This is a genomic window from Vreelandella sulfidaeris (assembly GCF_042429665.1).
In the GTDB taxonomy this organism is placed as follows: domain Bacteria; phylum Pseudomonadota; class Gammaproteobacteria; order Pseudomonadales; family Halomonadaceae; genus Vreelandella.
This window is the reverse complement of sequence record NZ_JBHMAC010000010.1, coordinates 1190057-1203782: the sequence shown is the minus strand read 5'-3', so window position 1 is coordinate 1203782 and position 13726 is coordinate 1190057. Positions and strand designations below refer to the sequence as shown.

Below are 13726 nucleotides of genomic sequence, written 5' to 3'. Positions count from 1 at the left end.
GGTTTAAAAAGATGGCTAAAAAAGCATCACTACCCGATCAAACGTGGCTCAGGTTCTAACCGCACGCCGAAGCGCGCCTCCACCTTATCAACAATCGTGGTGGCCGTTTTCATTAAGCCTGTACGATCACCACCGCCAAAGTGAACCAGCACCAGCGCTTGGTGTTGATGCACGCCAAACGCGCCATCACGCATTCCCTTTAACCCACATTGATCAATCAACCACCCCGCCGCCAGCTTTGTTTGCCCGTTATCTTGCGGAAAATGGGGCATATCAGGGTATTGGTGTAGCAGTCGCGCTGCCTGCTCATCTGCCACGAGAGGATTTTTAAAAAAACTCCCCGCGTTAGCCAGTACCTGCGGGTCAGGCAGTTTTTCACGCCGAATGGCGCAGACTGCTTCGGCCACTTCGAAAGGAGACGGAGAAGAGGATAATCGTGCGGCCAGATCACCATAGCCAAGCCGCGGTGTCGGTTGGCGCGACAAGCGCAGGATCAACTGGGTAATCACTACCCTGCCGGCCAGCTCACCTTTAAAGATGCTGTCTCGATAACCAAAAGCGCACTGCGTTGCATCGAGCCAGTCAACCCGGCCAGTGGCAAGCTCCATCACCTGCACCGCCTGGACACTATCGGCAAGCTCTACGCCATAAGCACCGATATTCTGTACGGGTGCCGCGCCACAATCGCCTGGAATCAACGCCAGGTTTTCAATGCCCCATAGCCCACGCGCAGCGGTGGCCATGACCAACGTGTGCCAGTTTACCCCCGCTCCCACGTGAGCCAGCACATGCGTTTGATGCTGAGTAAGCCACCAGCGGTTCAAGGCCGGACGCACGGTCAAGCCTGCCAACTGCTCCGGTAGCAATACATTGCTACCGCCGCCCAGCAGCGTGATAGGCCACTCTTCATTGTGCGCCTGAAGCACTGTCTCCTGCAGGCCCAGCAAGGTGCTCGGCGCGGCAAACCACTGAGCGCGACAAGGGAGTCGTAGCGTATTAGCAGCGGTCAAGTCGACATTGTTGTGAAGACGGCTGGGGCGAGTGTTGTCAAGAACCACCTTCGCCACCTTAACGCTCGCGTTTTAGGTGTTGAATCAACCCATCGGAGGCGGCTTCGATCATATTCAGTACGTTTTCGAAACCTTCTTCCCCTCCGTAGTAAGGGTCCGGGACTTCGCCGCCTGGCGTGCCGGCAAAATCCAGCAACAGCCCCACATGCGCCTGACTATTAGCAGGCTTAAGCTGGCGCATAGCGGACACGTTATCCTGGTCCATACCCAGCACGTAGTCGAAATCAACAAAATCCTGTGCACTTAGCTGGCGGGCACGCAGTGCAGTTATATCAATACCACGGCTCAAGGCTGCCTGCTGTGCTCGCGCATCAGGCGCTTTCCCCACGTGCCAATTACCAACGCCACAGGAGTCTATTTCAACCTGACCGGCCATACCTGCCTGCTCAAGGGCACGGCGGAAAACCCCTTCGGCGGTGGGTGAGCGACAAATATTGCCCAAACATACAAATAACACTTTCACAGTGCGCTCCTTAAATACGTCTTAACGACTGGGCTTAACAAGTAGCGAGCGCACCCGGGCTAAATCTTCAGCGGTATCGACACCTGCTGGATTGATCTCGCAAGCAAGCGCCACCTGAATCACATGACCATTCTGCAGCGCCCTCAACTGCTCTAGCTGCTCTAGCTGCTCAAGACTCGAGGCTGGCCAGTCGCGATAGGCCGCCAAAAAACCGGCCCGGTAAGCATACAGACCGATATGTCGCAGCCAGGCATCGGTCGCCAAAAGTGTCGGCGGCTCCTTGAACTGTTCACGATCCCAGGGAATCGGCGCGCGGGAGAAATACAATGCACGTCCCTGTAGGCTGCGTACCACCTTGACCACGTTCGGGTTAAACAACGTGTCTATATCATTGATAGGCTCTGCAAGGGTGGCGATAGACGCTTCGCGATCATCGGCCAACCGCAACGCTACCTGATTGATCAACGCAGGCGGAATCAACGGCTCATCGCCCTGCACATTCACCAGCAGCGCATCATCGGTCAATCCCAGGAGGTCAGCCACTTCAGCCAAGCGATCAGTACCCGACGGGTGATCATCACGGGTCATGATGACCTCTGCACCATAGGGCAGCATCGCTTCCCGAATTCGCGTGTCATCGGTGGCAATCACTACCCGGCTAGCGTGACTTTCACAGGCGCGTCGCCAAACGTGGGCGACCATGGGCTCACCGGCAATCTCAAGCAGCGGCTTACCCGGCAGTCGGGTCGATCCATAGCGCGCCGGCACGACCACGGTAAAATCAGCCACCTCCATCACGCGCCTCCCGAGCGTCCTGGCGACGTAGGCAGCTTTTCATCTGCATCCATGACCCTAGCCTCCTCCGGTAACATCACCGGGATGCCTTCCTGAATGGGATAAGCTAAGCCATCGTAATGGCAGCGTAGCTCTTGAGCCTCACGATCATATTTGAGTTTGCCGTTACATAACGGGCAGACCAGCATTGCCAGCAGTTCCTTATCCATGCGCGTGTTTCCTTTAGGAAAGAGCCGACAGTCGCGCTGCCAGCCAATGTTCAAATTCAGGGGGCAGGATTGCCTCTACCTCTAACACCCAGCTATCAGGCGGCGCCAGGGCATAACATTTAACGGCGTCTTTGGCGGTCATAATAATCGGTCGAGTCTCGGCAAAGTTTAGCGCGTCAGCGTTAAACTGCTGGTGATCGGCAAGCGGGTGCCACTCGCCCTCGACACCCAGCGTGGTCAGGGTACGAAAAAAGCGCTCCGGATGGCCTATGCCCGCCACCGCGTGAACCGGTAGCGTAAACGGCAGCGGCGCTAGCGGCAATCGCGCGCCATCGTCAAGGCGGCGCCAGCACTGAGGCGCTAACTGCATGGTCGTCGCCGACGCGTCTGGCAGTGAGCGCTGGGAATCGCCATTGATGATTACCGCATCGACGCGCTGCAACCGGCTGGGTGACTCACGCAGCGGCCCTGCAGGCAGGCAGCGGCCATTACCCAGCCCTCGGGCTCCATCAATAACTAGCAGTTCGATATCGCGGGCTAGCGCCAGGTGCTGTAAACCATCGTCGCTCACAATAATATCGCAGCCTGCCTCTACCAATGTTTGCGCACCGCGCGCGCGATTAGGGTCTGCGACCACCGGCAATCCGGTTTGCTGGGCCAGCATCACCGGCTCATCACCGCTTTCTTTCACCGGGGTGTCAGCAGTGACAAACAATGGATAATGCGTCGCCTTACCCCCATAGCCGCGGGTAACAATGCCCGGCGACCAACCTCTTGCCACCAGCCAGTGGCTTAGCCACGCCACCAAGGGTGATTTTCCGGTGCCGCCTAACGTGATATTGCCCACTACAATGACCGGCACCGGCGCCTGCCAGGTTGGCTTTTTAGCGCTGTTGTATGCATGTTCACGACGCGCCATCGCCCACTGGTAAAGCGCGCCTAATGGTCTCAACGGCGTTAACCAGTGGCTGCCTTGATAGGCGCCCGTTAACCAGCGCTGGGCCAAGGTCTTCCCCGGCAAGCTCATACCGCTTCTTGAAACTGCAGTTGGTGAAGAGCCGCATAAGCACCATTGGCATTCAGCAATTCCTGATGCGAGCCCTCTTCAATAATCCGCCCCTGGTCCATCACTACAATCCGGTCAGCCCGCTCAATCGTCGATAGACGATGGGCAATCACCAGCGTCGTGCGTCCTTCACAGACGTGCTCAAGCGCTTTTTGTATATAGCGCTCGGACTCGGTATCCAGTGCCGAGGTGGCCTCATCCAGCACTAGCAAGGGCGCATCTTTAAAAATCGCCCGTGCAATGGCCAACCGCTGACGCTGCCCGCCGGACAGCATCACGCCATTTTCGCCGACGTTGGTGGCGTAGCCATCGGGGAGCTTGTCGATAAACTCATGAGCGTAGGCCGCCTTCGCCGCCGCTTGGATAGCGTGGGGGTCAGGGTTAGTCGCGCCGTAGGCAATATTATCGGCAATGGAGGCGTTAAACAGCGTGACCTGCTGTGAGACCAGAGCAATTTGTTGACGCAGAGATCCTAGCGCGTATTCATCAATCGCTGTGCCATCAATCGTAATAGCGCCCTGGCTAGCGCGATAGAACCGGGGCAATAGACCAACGAGCGTCGACTTACCACTGCCGGAGCGTCCGACGATGGCGACTAGCTCACCCGGCGCCACATGCAGGTTAATGTTATGCAACACTTCAGGTTGGTCGTCGGCATAGCGAAAGCTAACGTTCTCAAAGACGACGTCGCCGCTTAGCCGACTGGCAATGCGCTTGCCATCATCATGTTCTGTCGGCATGTCCAGCAGTCCGAAAAGCTCTGCCGCTGCGGCCAGACCTTTTTGAATTTCACCATTAATCTCAGTTAACTGGCGTACCGGTTTAATCATCAGCGCCGCGGCGGTAATAAAGGCAACGAATTCGCCTGGGGTCATGTCCGCCATTAGCGAGGGTGCCATTGCCAGCCACACTAATAGCGCCATGGAAATAGCCACGAGCATGAGAATCACCGGCGAACTAACCGCACGCGTCATGGCTTCTTTCATACTCTGTCGGCGGTTCTCTTCACTCACTCGTTCAAACCGCTGCTTTTCATACGCTTCGGCACCATGAGTACGTACTACACGATAGCCAGACAGCGCTTCTGACGCCACATGGGTGACATCGCCCATGGAGTGCTGAATGCGCTTTGAGATCAGCCTGAAACGTTTACTAACGTAGCTCACCACCGCGGCAATAATCGGGGTCACACCTAAAAACAGCAGCGTTAGCATCCAGTTGGTCCACAGCAGGTAGAGCACTAGCCCCACCACGAATAGACCTTCGCGAAGAATAATCGTCACGGCCTTGGTGGCCGCGCCCGCTACTTGTTCAACGTGATAGGTCACTCGAGACACCAACTGACCGCTGGAGTGGTGATCAAAAAACCGGCCAGGCAGGTGGAGAAGATGAGCAAACACATCGCAGCGCAAGGTATGAATGACGTAACGCCCTACATAGGCCATAAAGTAGGTGCTAAGAAAAGTACCTAAGCCACGGGCAGAGAACATAATAATCACAAATAGCGGCAGCAGCAGCCGAAAAGCGGCATCAGGGTTTTGAATGCCATCAATCAAGCGCTTCATCATTTCCGCTAAGGCGGTACTGGAGGCTGCGTAAACGACAAATCCCACTAGCGCGAGTGCAAACGCTCGCCAATGGGGCTTTACGTAACCCAATAACCGCTTATAGATATTCCAACCTGAATCGGTCACACGCGCTCCTGGCTATAGTGTGCAGTGGGCTGAATTCTACCTGATGGCGAGGCGCTTCAACACTGGTTGCGTGGCCCAAGTCGTTGGCGCATCGTTTCGACCTGAACGGAATCATGGTTCGCTAGCCAAAAACGCAGCGCCCCATCATGAGCGGTGCTCCATAAACAGCTTCCCTGGCGATGAAAACGACGTACCACGTCATCCACCGGATGCTGGAAAGGATTACCCCGTCCGGCGCTGAATATCACATGCGCTGGGGCGCTATGGCGTACAAACTGCACCCCTGAGCTGCTTCCACTGCCATGATGCCCTGCCACCAGCACGCTGACGGGTAGCTGGATGTCGGTAAGCAAACGCCTCTCTATTTCGGCACTCACATCGCCGGTAATCAGCAGCCGCTGATCGCCGACACTCACCTCTAGCACGCAGGAGCGGTCATTGGCTGTCAGCGTGTTGGCCCCAGCGGGGGGCCATAAAACACGGTAGTCAACACCATCACGCTGCCACGCCTGGCCTCGCTGGCAGGCGGTACTTGCTATTGGCAGCACCTCTCCCACGGGGGCTAACCACTCATCAACCTGATGGTTAGCTACCAAGGTACCGATGCCCCCCGCATGATCAATATCGGAATGACTAACCATCACTTGGTCAAAGTGTTGTCCCGGCGACCAAAGCGTGTCCAGGGGCATAAAGCCACTTCGAAACCGCGGCCCGGTGTCATAAAGCAGACGATAATGATCGCTGCGCAGCTCTATTAACTGCCCTTGCCCAACATCATGCACGCTAACACGAACCGCGGCTTGAACACTGGACGTCGGTAATGTCCACCAGGGCAACATGGCGACCAGGGCAGTAGACACGAATCGAAGCCCAGGCTGCCCAGTCGGCAGCCCCCAGCACAGCGACAACAAAAGCAAGGCAACCGCTAACGGCGTAGCAAGCGATCGGTCAGGCTCCCATAACGGCCAGAGCTCTACAGAGAACGTCAGCAGGTAGTGGAAAACACCATGCGCCATTTCAAATATCCACCACACAGCCTGCCCCACCAGCCCGACCAACGGGAGTGGTGCTAATAACCACCCTAGTAGTGCGGTAGGCACCATGATAAAGCTCACCCAAGGCACGGCGACTAAATTAACCAATGGCGCCAACGGGGCCACCCGGCCAAACGCCAACAACACGGCTGCCGCCATGAGCGGCGCAAGCAGCAGCTGGGATCGAATCAGCGCCCAGCCCCAGCCTTTCACCCCCTGGGGGCGCCTGCGTCCTTTCCAGATCGTAATCAGCCAGGCAACCGCAATAAACGATAGCCACATGCCTGGCCGCCATAGCGCCAGCGGATCAACGATAAGCACCAGTGCAAGGGCCAGCCACCACGCTTGCCACGGCCCGGGGGCGTGTCGTCCGCTCAGCACCCAAAGACCGATCAGCGTCATGACCATGGCGCGCATGGCCGGTGGTGCCATGCCGGCAAGAAAGGCATAGCCGACGCAGGCTAGCGCTGCCAGCCACCATGGCCATGTGCGCATTCGCCAGTCAGTAGGCGTCGTCACACGAGCCACTAACGTGGCGAATGCCAGCACAAACGAGGCCACCAGCCCAACATGTAGCCCAGAAATAACCACTAAATGGGTGGTGCCGGTAGCGTTTAAAAGCGCCCAGTCGTCTGACGTAAGCTGCTCGCTATCGCCTAAGGTCAAGGCGGCCAGCCAGCGCTTGGCATCCTCTCCAAGCGCCTGTCGCTCTAAAAACGCCAGGCCCAGTTGGCGAAGCGATAGGCTTGCAGCAGCGAGCCGCTCCGGCGCTGGTGACTGGCGCACGTAGCCTGTGGCATGTATTCCCTCGCGCCAGAGCCACTGTTCATAGTTAAAGCTACCGGGGTTGGCAAAGCCGCTTGGCGGACGCAAACGAAGCGTCATGCGCCACTGCTCGCCGGGCTTGAATGGATCATTGCCGTAAGCAGTGACACGCACCTTAGCAAGGGCTTTACAATCAGGCCGTTGAGCAGGACCTGTGCATTGATCAAGCGCTAGCAGTAGCCGCGTTGCGTCACCCACTGGCTGGGCAGTCAACACCGTGGCCTCGACCACAATATCCTCACCGCTCAGGCCTGCAGGCAACTGGTTTGACCACTCCCGCTGGATACCGACCATTACCCACACACCGACCAGCAGCCAAAACCCTAGCCGGGGCCGCCACCCCAACACCAGCAAAGCGCCGACCAGCCCCCATCCAAAGGCATGTGATGATAGCCCTGCCAGGTGGCTAACCCACGCCACCACCGCGCCTGTAATGGCGGCTAAGGCAACGGGCATGGCAACACCTAAGCGCATGAATTTCTCCAGGCGTGGGGTTCATTGATGGCCTAGCATAGCCGAAAGGCAACGCTATATGGATAATGGGCACATCGATAGATAAGAGTATCCATGATGCCGCGCCGGTTCCTGCAGCGCTACATGCCCAAACCCGACACCATCAGGAAACAGCGCTCACTGCGCTTTATGGCGCCTCTGATTGCTGATCCGGGCTTGTGGCTTTTAACTCGCCGAAGCGTCGCCAATGCGTTTAGCGTCGGCGTCTTCTGCGCGATGCTGCCCATTCCCTTTCAAATGGTGGCAGCCGCCGTAGGCGCTCGCTTGACGCGCTGCAATCTAGCGCTCTCAGTGGGATTGGTATGGATTACCAATCCGTTAACGATGCCCCTGGTGTTTTATGGCAATTACCGCATAGGTACCATCATACTCGGGGCACCGGTACGCGAAGCTCCCTCCCGTATTTCGACGCGCTGGATAGCCGAACAGATGCACGACATTATGCCGCCGCTGATTGTCGGCTCGCTGGTCACCGCTATCGTGCTCGCCATCGTCGCCAATATCGGTATTCGGCTGATCTGGCGCTGGCATGTATCTCACAACTGGAAACGCCGCCGCCAGAAACGTCGGCAGCGGCGGGCAAAAATCGAAGCGGAGTTTGATAAATAGCCGCGCAATTAATGCGCTGGCGATTGCGCTACCAGCTTTCCTCCATCCAGCTTGAGCACGCGGTCTTGATGGGCGGCCAAGCCCACATCGTGGGTCACAATCACAAACGCACAAGCACTCTCTTGAGCCAACTCGTCCATTAACGCCAAAATCGTCGCTGCCGTGGTTTGATCGAGATTACCCGTGGGTTCATCCATCAATACCAGGCTTGGATCGGTGACTAACGCTCGTGCAATAGCGATACGTTGGCGCTCGCCCCCTGACAGCTCGCCAGGCTTGTGATCCGCCCGCGACTGCATACCCACCCGTTCGAGAATCTGCATCGCGCGCTGTTCGGCCTTCTTTTTCGATTGCCCACGAATAATCAAAGGCAACGCCGCGTTTTCCAGTCCCGTGAATTCCGCCAAAAGATGGTGAAATTGGTACACAAAACCTATGTAACGGTTACGAAATTTGCCCAATGCCGCCTCATTCAAGCCTGAAAGCGGCTCACCGGCGATCACCACGCTGCCGGCACTGGGGCGATCAAGACCGCCCAGCAGGTTTAGCAGGGTTGTTTTACCCGAGCCCGAGCTACCCACAATAGCCACACGCTCGCCCGCGTGGACTTGCAAATTAAGTTGGTCAAGCACCGTCAGATCCTGAGGACCTTCGCTATAGGTGCGTGTTAGCCCCTGGCAGTCGAGCATGATTGAGGCGTCCTGACGTGCATGGGGCGTTTTATCTGCAGACCCTGCATGTGTAGATATCGTATGACGAGACGTCGTATCCCCAGGCATCGTGGCACCTTTGTGACCGTTATCTTGGACCCCATCCTGCTGATGGCCACCCTCTCTGCTGTCAATATTATTCATAGCGTAATACATCCGCTGGCTGTACCCGGGCTGCACGCCAAGCAGGGTAAAGCGTTGACAGGAACGTCAGCCCGAAAGCTGCCGTGACAATGTTAGTGACGTCGCCCCACTGCAGGCGTGAAGGTAGGTCGCTGATGAAGTACACGCCTGCATCCAGGAATTGAATGCCCAGCGCCCCTTCGACCCAGCCAATAAGGTCAGACACGCTCAAGGCCAATAGAACCCCAACCGCGACCCCAATCGCGATACCAATCAGCCCTATGGTCATGCCTTGGACAATAAAAATACCCATGATCGAACGCGGTGTCGCCCCAATAGTGCGCAGAATGGCGATATCAGCGCGTTTGTCGGTAACGACCATCACCAACGTCGAGACAATATTAAACGCAGCCACGGCAACAATAATGGTTAGCAGCAGCCCGATCATGCGCTTTTCCATCTGGATAGCTTGAAAAAGACTGCCTTGGGTAAGCGTCCAGTCGCTGCCTCGGTAGCCAGGGCCTAGTTCATTGAGAATCGCCTGGGTTTCACTACTGGCGACAAACAGGTCATCTAGCTTGAGGCGTAACCCGCCCACCGCGTCGCCCAAACGTGCCAGCGTTTGCATATCTTCAATGTTGGCGTAGGCCAAACTGGCATCAAGCTCGGCACCGACACTAAAGATGCCGCTAACAGTGAAGCGTTTTAAACGTGGAAAAACCCCGGCTGGCGTAATGGATGCTTCGGGCACCAAGAGCGTCACAGAGTCGCCCACTCCAACGCCTAAGTTGCGCGCCAGCATTGACCCCAGCACCACATTCCATTCACCCGGAACGAGATCCGACAGTTCGCCAGCACGCATATGTTCGCCAATGATGGAAACACGGTCTTCCCAATCAGGATTGATGCCATTCACCATGGCGCCCTGATTGCGTCCGCCCACGGAGAACATGCCCTGCTGTTCCACATAGGGAGCCGCACCAACGACATGCTCACGCTGTGTTAACTGTTCCGCCAGCGACTGCCATTCGACCATCCCTTCGCGTGATTCAATTTTAGTATGCGGCACCATACCTAAAATGCGCGTACGCAGCTCATGGTCAAAACCGTTCATCACCGACAACACCAAAATAAGTACGGCGACCCCCAGCATTAACCCCAACATGGAGGTGAGCGAAATAAACGAAATAAAGTGGTTCCGGCGTTTAGCGCGCACGTAGCGCAGCCCCACCAGAAAAGGCAAACGATCAAGCATGGCGTCATTCCTTATCAATAAGCGCTCATGGTACGGTTTTTTTAGGGTCTCTGCATGTTCAAACGGCTATTAGAGCCAGCGGCGCCATGCGCGTTCAGATTTCCCACGTTATGCTTGCAACTTATCGCGCCACCGCCTACATTTCGCCGCTTTGGCGCTCTCTTTCTTCCACTAGCCCTTTTTCCAAATGCTGGTGAGTTTTTAATTTGATAAAAGCACTCATGACGTTGGCGACTATGACCTATCGTTTGTTACCCGAATGGTATCCGCAAGACGGCATACAACTGACCTGGCCACGCCATGACGGCGATTGGGCGCCCTTGCTGGAACGCATTGAAGCCACCTTAGAACGCATAGTCATCGCCGTAGCACGCTATCAACGCGTGTTGATTTGTGTGCCGGACATCCAGACCCAGCAGCGGCTGGTAGAGACGTTTAATGCCTATGGCATCGCCGCTGATCGCCTGCAGCTTATTGTCGCACCCATCGATGATACCTGGGCACGCGACCATGGGCCGATCAGCGTCATCGACCCTCAGGGGCAGATAGTCTTGATGGATTACACCTTTACCGGCTGGGGCGGCAAATTTCCCGCTGAGCGAGATAACAGGCTCACTCGATGGCTGGCAGAAACAGGCGTATGGGGCTGCCCGGTCGTCACGCGTGATCTGGTACTGGAAGGTGGTGGCATCGAGACCGACGGCGAAGGCACCTTGCTCACTACCGAAGCATGCCTGCTTAATACCAACCGCAACCCCACTCTCGACCGCCTAGCGATTGAGTCGCAGCTTAGCCAGGATTTCGGTGTTGACCGTGTATTGTGGCTGTCGAACGGCCATTTAGAAGGCGATGACACCGACAGCCATATTGATACATTGGCGCGCTTTTGCGATCCGGCAACCATCGCCTATGTTAGCTGTGATGACCCTAACGATGCACACTACCCTGCCCTGGCCGCCATGGAGCAGGAACTGCAGACGTTTCGGCAACGCAATGGCGCGCCCTATCGGCTGATTCCGCTACCCTGGCCTCAAGCCTGCTATGATCCTGATGATGGTCACCGCCTCCCAGCCACCTACGCTAATTTCTTGATTATCAATCAAGCGGTGCTGGTACCTACCTACGGCGATCCCGCGGATGTCACCGCCCTCCACGCACTCGCCACGGCGTTTCCTGAGCACACCCTTATCCCCATTGAGTGCACCAGTGTGATTCGCCAGCACGGCAGCCTGCACTGTTTAACCATGCAGCTACCTAACGGCACACTTGCTCCGCTCTCGTCTGGAGACAGCACTGTTGCAGGTTCCACCGTTTGAGCTAACCATCCCTGATGACAGGAGCGATTATGTCGACTAGGTCAACTGATATGTTAACCGTGGGTGTTGTCCAACAGCCCGCCTGGCCTGATAAAGCCCAGAGCCTGGACGTCAGCGAAGCGGGTATCCGTCAAGCAGCGAAACAAGGCGCGCAGCTGGTACTGTTACAGGAGCTGCACGCCACGCATTATTTTTGTCAGTTTGAAGACACCGCGCTGTTTGATCTAGCGGAACCGCTTGACGGCCCTACCGGCCAGCGCCTGGCTATGCTCGCCAAAGAACTGGATATCGTTCTGGTCGGCTCGCTGTTTGAACGCCGAGCGCCAGGGCTTTACCACAATACCGCGGTCGTCTATGACCGTGCTAAAGGTCGCGTGGGCCAGTACCGTAAAATGCATATCCCCGATGATCCAGGATTTTATGAAAAATTCTATTTCACACCGGGTGACCATGATAGCCAGCGCGGCGAAGGGTTCACCCCCATTGAAACGTCGGTAGGGCGCCTTGGCGTACTTGTGTGTTGGGATCAGTGGTATCCCGAAGCTGCCCGCTTAATGGCACTGGCGGGTGCCGAGCTACTCCTCTACCCCACCGCTATTGGTTGGGACCCCAATGATGACCAGGCTGAAAAAGACCGCCAGAAAGAGGCCTGGACAGTCATTCAGCGAGCGCATGGCGTCGCTAACGGTGTGCCGGTACTGGTGGCTAACAGGATCGGATTTGAGCCCGACCATTCCCACGTAGGAGATGGCATTCAGTTCTGGGGCGGCAGCTTTGTTTGTGGGCCTCAGGGGGAGTTATTAGCCCATGCAGGAGACGCGCAAGAGACGTTGGTGGTTGAAGTAGATATGGCACGCAGTGAACATACACGGCGTATTTGGCCGTATCTGCGTGATCGTCGCGTTGACGCCTATGGTGATCTCACTCGTCGATACCGCGACTAGGCTTATCCCGAGCACTAATTGCGCGCATGAGATATTGACACTACGCCCAACCAGAAAACGCCTGCCCAGGTCGAAACCGGGGCAGGCGTTGTTCATAGGGTACTAGCCAACCAGATTTACTTCCAAAAATCGCGGATGGAAGCAATTCCTTGCGCGCCGACGGCACGGGCGTGATTGGCATCAAAACGCGTCATGCCTCCCAACGCAAATACCGGCATCCCCGCGCGCTCAACCAGTTGCTGGAAGTCATGCCAACCAAGCGGTGAAACCTCAGGGTGTGATGGTGTGGTACGCAGCGGCGACAGGCTGACAAAATCGCAACCTAACACCGCTGCCTGGGTCAGCTGAGTCTGGTTGTGTGTCGACGCCGACAGCCATTTGCTTTCAGCGATTGGACGCCGCTCAAGCTGCATCAACCGTTCACTGGTAAGATGAATACCATCGGCATCGACCTGATCAAGCAAGCTCGGCTCGCCATTCAGCAACAGGCGCGCACCGTGATCCCGGCACATGGCTAACGCCCGCTGGGCACGCGCGAGGTACGCAGTGTCGTCCATTTGCTTGGCGCGCAGCTGCACCAGACGAATCCTATCCTCACGCAACGCACGTTCCAAAAATGCGTCAAAACGTGCTTCGTCGCTCTCTTCACCGGTAATCAGATACTCGGTTGGCAGCCTGACAGCGCGCAGAATTGGCAAGTTGGCCGCTGGAAAGGGGTAATTGGAGAGCTCGCTCATGGGTACCCAGCGCACCGCCTGTCCTTCACGGCCAAAAGGTTCACCGGCAAACTCATGCACTTGCCATACGTCCAGCAGAATATGCTTGTCCGGGTACTCGTGATGGACTCGAATCAATGGCTGAGCGGTAATAATCTCAATCCCCAGCTCTTCGTGCAGCTCACGCTTTAAGCCTTCAAGTCCCGTTTCATAAGGGGCTAGCTTGCCCCCGGGAAACTCCCACAATCCGCCATGATCAACGTTTGACGGTCGACGTGCGATCAGGACTTGCTGTAGATCGGCGCTAATAATGGCAGCCGCTGCGACGTGAACCCGTCGTTTTACCTTTACACTCATTACGTCTTTATCCACTGTATGCGCACC

At 56.5% G+C, this 13726-nt stretch carries 13 protein-coding genes; 3 read left to right on the top strand and 10 right to left on the bottom strand.

Annotated elements, in window-relative coordinates; translation table 11 throughout:
- Positions 1-29: 29 nt before the first annotated feature.
- The 7 genes from murB to ACFFLD_RS10420 are packed head-to-tail and all read right to left on the bottom strand — an operon-like array spanning position 30 to position 7630.
- Positions 30-1058 (bottom strand): UDP-N-acetylmuramate dehydrogenase, encoded by a 1029-nt coding sequence (murB, locus tag ACFFLD_RS10450; RefSeq protein WP_386039852.1) that lies wholly within the window; start codon positions 1056-1058, stop codon positions 30-32.
- A gap of 10 nt (positions 1059-1068) precedes the next feature.
- Positions 1069-1533 carry a low molecular weight protein-tyrosine-phosphatase gene (locus ACFFLD_RS10445; RefSeq protein WP_386039850.1) on the bottom strand — a complete coding sequence of 155 codons (465 nt, stop codon included), beginning with the start codon at positions 1531-1533 and terminating at the stop codon, positions 1069-1071.
- 21 nt (positions 1534-1554) lie between these two features.
- Complete coding sequence (gene kdsB, locus ACFFLD_RS10440) at positions 1555-2328, bottom strand: 3-deoxy-manno-octulosonate cytidylyltransferase (RefSeq protein WP_386039848.1); 774 nt, start codon at positions 2326-2328, stop codon at positions 1555-1557.
- Positions 2328-2537 carry a Trm112 family protein gene (locus tag ACFFLD_RS10435; protein WP_386039846.1) on the bottom strand — a complete coding sequence of 70 codons (210 nt, stop codon included), beginning with the start codon at positions 2535-2537 and terminating at the stop codon, positions 2328-2330. Before ACFFLD_RS10435 ends, kdsB begins: the two co-directional genes overlap by 1 nt.
- A 13-nt stretch (positions 2538-2550) precedes the next feature.
- Positions 2551-3564: a tetraacyldisaccharide 4'-kinase gene (gene lpxK, locus ACFFLD_RS10430; RefSeq protein WP_386039844.1), complete on the bottom strand. Its 1014-nt coding sequence runs from the start codon at positions 3562-3564 to the stop codon at positions 2551-2553.
- Entirely contained in the window at positions 3561-5297 is a 1737-nt protein-coding gene (gene msbA, locus ACFFLD_RS10425) for a lipid A export permease/ATP-binding protein MsbA (RefSeq protein WP_386039842.1), read from the bottom strand. The genes lpxK and msbA overlap by 4 nt, the downstream gene beginning before the upstream one ends.
- Before the next feature lie 56 nt (positions 5298-5353).
- Positions 5354-7630 (bottom strand): DNA internalization-related competence protein ComEC/Rec2, encoded by a 2277-nt coding sequence (locus tag ACFFLD_RS10420; protein ID WP_386039840.1) that lies wholly within the window; start codon positions 7628-7630, stop codon positions 5354-5356.
- Positions 7631-7726: 96 nt separating this feature from the next.
- On the opposite strand from ACFFLD_RS10420, the gene ACFFLD_RS10415 reads away from it, so the two are divergent.
- Positions 7727-8278, top strand: a complete 552-nt coding sequence (locus ACFFLD_RS10415) for a DUF2062 domain-containing protein (RefSeq protein ID WP_386040440.1) — start codon at positions 7727-7729, stop codon at positions 8276-8278.
- A gap of 8 nt (positions 8279-8286) precedes the next feature.
- Here the strand turns inward: ACFFLD_RS10415 and ACFFLD_RS10410 are convergent, their stop codons facing one another.
- Positions 8287-8967 (bottom strand): ABC transporter ATP-binding protein, encoded by a 681-nt coding sequence (locus ACFFLD_RS10410; RefSeq protein WP_386040438.1) that lies wholly within the window; start codon positions 8965-8967, stop codon positions 8287-8289.
- Between the two features lie 157 nt (positions 8968-9124).
- Positions 9125-10366, bottom strand: coding sequence for a lipoprotein-releasing ABC transporter permease subunit (locus ACFFLD_RS10405; protein WP_386039838.1), 1242 nt, complete (start codon positions 10364-10366; stop codon positions 9125-9127).
- Between the two features lie 236 nt (positions 10367-10602).
- Here ACFFLD_RS10405 and ACFFLD_RS10400 point away from each other — a divergent pair, with 236 nt between their 5' ends.
- Together ACFFLD_RS10400 and ACFFLD_RS10395 are read left to right on the top strand one after the other, a co-directional pair.
- The gene (locus ACFFLD_RS10400; protein ID WP_386040436.1) at positions 10603-11682 is read left to right on the top strand and encodes an agmatine deiminase family protein; all 1080 of its coding nucleotides are present in this window, start codon (positions 10603-10605) and stop codon (positions 11680-11682) included.
- Positions 11683-11711: 29 nt separating this feature from the next.
- Positions 11712-12626, top strand: a complete 915-nt coding sequence (locus ACFFLD_RS10395) for a carbon-nitrogen hydrolase (RefSeq protein ID WP_386039836.1) — start codon at positions 11712-11714, stop codon at positions 12624-12626.
- Between the two features lie 116 nt (positions 12627-12742).
- On the opposite strand, the gene ACFFLD_RS10390 is transcribed toward ACFFLD_RS10395, so the two are convergent.
- A complete protein-coding gene (locus ACFFLD_RS10390) occupies positions 12743-13699 on the bottom strand; it encodes a Nudix family hydrolase (protein WP_386039834.1) in 957 nt (318 codons plus the stop codon).
- Positions 13700-13726: the final 27 nt, after the last annotated feature.

What these genes read in the sequence shown, in the direction of transcription:
- kdsB (WP_386039848.1), bottom strand. Translation starts at nt 2,328, where the DNA reads ATGGAGGTGGCTGATTTTACCGTGGTCGTGCCGGCGCGCTATGGATCG.
- ACFFLD_RS10435 (WP_386039846.1), bottom strand. Translation starts at nt 2,537, where the DNA reads ATGGATAAGGAACTGCTGGCAATGCTGGTCTGCCCGTTATGTAACGGC.
- lpxK (WP_386039844.1), bottom strand. Translation starts at nt 3,564, where the DNA reads ATGAGCTTGCCGGGGAAGACCTTGGCCCAGCGCTGGTTAACGGGCGCC.
- ACFFLD_RS10420 (WP_386039840.1), bottom strand. Translation starts at nt 7,630, where the DNA reads ATGCGCTTAGGTGTTGCCATGCCCGTTGCCTTAGCCGCCATTACAGGC.
- ACFFLD_RS10415 (WP_386040440.1), top strand. Translation starts at nt 7,727, where the DNA reads ATGCCGCGCCGGTTCCTGCAGCGCTACATGCCCAAACCCGACACCATC.
- ACFFLD_RS10410 (WP_386040438.1), bottom strand. Translation starts at nt 8,967, where the DNA reads ATGCTCGACTGCCAGGGGCTAACACGCACCTATAGCGAAGGTCCTCAG.
- ACFFLD_RS10405 (WP_386039838.1), bottom strand. Translation starts at nt 10,366, where the DNA reads ATGCTTGATCGTTTGCCTTTTCTGGTGGGGCTGCGCTACGTGCGCGCT.
- ACFFLD_RS10400 (WP_386040436.1), top strand. Translation starts at nt 10,603, where the DNA reads ATGACCTATCGTTTGTTACCCGAATGGTATCCGCAAGACGGCATACAA.
- ACFFLD_RS10395 (WP_386039836.1), top strand. Translation starts at nt 11,712, where the DNA reads ATGTCGACTAGGTCAACTGATATGTTAACCGTGGGTGTTGTCCAACAG.
- ACFFLD_RS10390 (WP_386039834.1), bottom strand. Translation starts at nt 13,699, where the DNA reads ATGAGTGTAAAGGTAAAACGACGGGTTCACGTCGCAGCGGCTGCCATT.